Source organism: Nocardiopsis sp. TNDT3, from assembly GCF_003427465.1.
In the GTDB taxonomy this organism is placed as follows: Bacteria; Actinomycetota; Actinomycetes; order Streptosporangiales; family Streptosporangiaceae; genus Nocardiopsis; species Nocardiopsis dassonvillei.
The window spans coordinates 1-1,275 of record NZ_QPFC01000768.1; the positions used below are offsets into that span (position 1 = coordinate 1).

The window sequence follows — 1,275 nt, forward strand, 5'->3', positions numbered from 1 at the left end:
GGGGGTTCGCGGCGTGGCCACGCGCAGCAGCTCCTTGGGGATGATCGCGTAGGCGCTCACCCCGCGGAAGGATCGGGGTTCGAGCCTGGCTTCCAGCCCGTGCTTCTTGGCGATCCGGCTGGCGACGTACAGGCCCATGTGGCGGGGCACGTCGGCGTCCAGGACGGGTTCGCCGGCGAGGCGGTCGTTGAGTTCGGCGAGCTGCCCCTCGGGGATGCCCACGCCCTCGTCCTCGACGACGATCATGAGGCGCCCGTCGGTCATCTGCTGGGCGCTGATGACGACCTGGGAGTGCTCGGGCGAGTTGGCGGTGGCGTTGTCCAGCAGTTCGGCGAGCAGGTGGCTGATGTCGTCGGCCGCCATACCGGTGATGGAGGTCTGCGGGATCTTGCCCATCCGGACGCGGGGGTAGTCCTTGATCTCGGAGGTGGCGGCGCGGGCCACGTCGAGCAGGGGGACGATCTCGTCGTGGGCGTCGGACTCGCCGCCGTCATGTCCGGTGAGCACCAGGAAGTTTTCCCCGTTGCGCCGCATACGGGTCGCGAAGTTGTCGATCTGGAAGAGCTTGTCGAGCAGGTCGGGGTCCTGGGCGTCGGTCTCCAGCTCCTCGACCATCTCCAGCAGGGCGTCCACGAGCGACAGGTCGCGCATGGCCAGACCCGCGAGGGCCTCGTTGAGGAGGCTGTCGCCGCCCTCGGAGGGCGCGGGGGTGGCCGCGGCGGCGGGGGCGATCGCGTCCATGAGGGCCGCCCTGCGCTCGGTCAGCGTCTCGGCGGGGGCCTCGGGAGCCGCTTCGGCGGGCTCCGCGGCGGCCTCGGCCGGGGCCTCCCGCTCCTCTTCCCGCTCGGGCTGCTCCTTGCCCGCGTCCGTGCCGGAGCCCGCGCGGGTCAGGGCCCGGTCCTCGCGCTCGGCGGAGTCGGTCCGGGTCTCGGCGTGCTCGGCGAAGAGCGTGCTGGCCGACTCGGCGCTGATCACCTGCGGCTGCTGTCCGGCGGTGAGCACGATGATGTGCTGGACCGGCTGGCCGTAGGGGTTGTACTGGCCCGGGTAGAACATCGGCTGGCCGTGCATGACGTAGCCGGGGGGCTGGAAGGGCGCCGGGTAGGCGCTCTGGTAGGTGACCAGCGGCTGGGGCGGGTACTGCGCCGGGTAGTGCGCGGGCTGCGCCGGGTAGGGGTGCTGGCCCTGCGGCTGGGGCGCGTAACCGCCGTGCTGCGGCGGCGCGGCGGGGTAGGGCGCCGGGGCGGCCTGCGGGTGCGGCGGGTAGGGGTGGTG

At 72.9% G+C, this 1,275-nt stretch carries 1 protein-coding gene; it reads right to left on the bottom strand.

Annotated features, from left to right (window positions below; translation table 11 throughout):
• Window positions 1-1,275, bottom strand: a 1,275-nt coding sequence (locus tag DQW06_RS18970; protein WP_232833075.1) for a sensor histidine kinase KdpD, incomplete at both ends; no start/stop codon positions are given.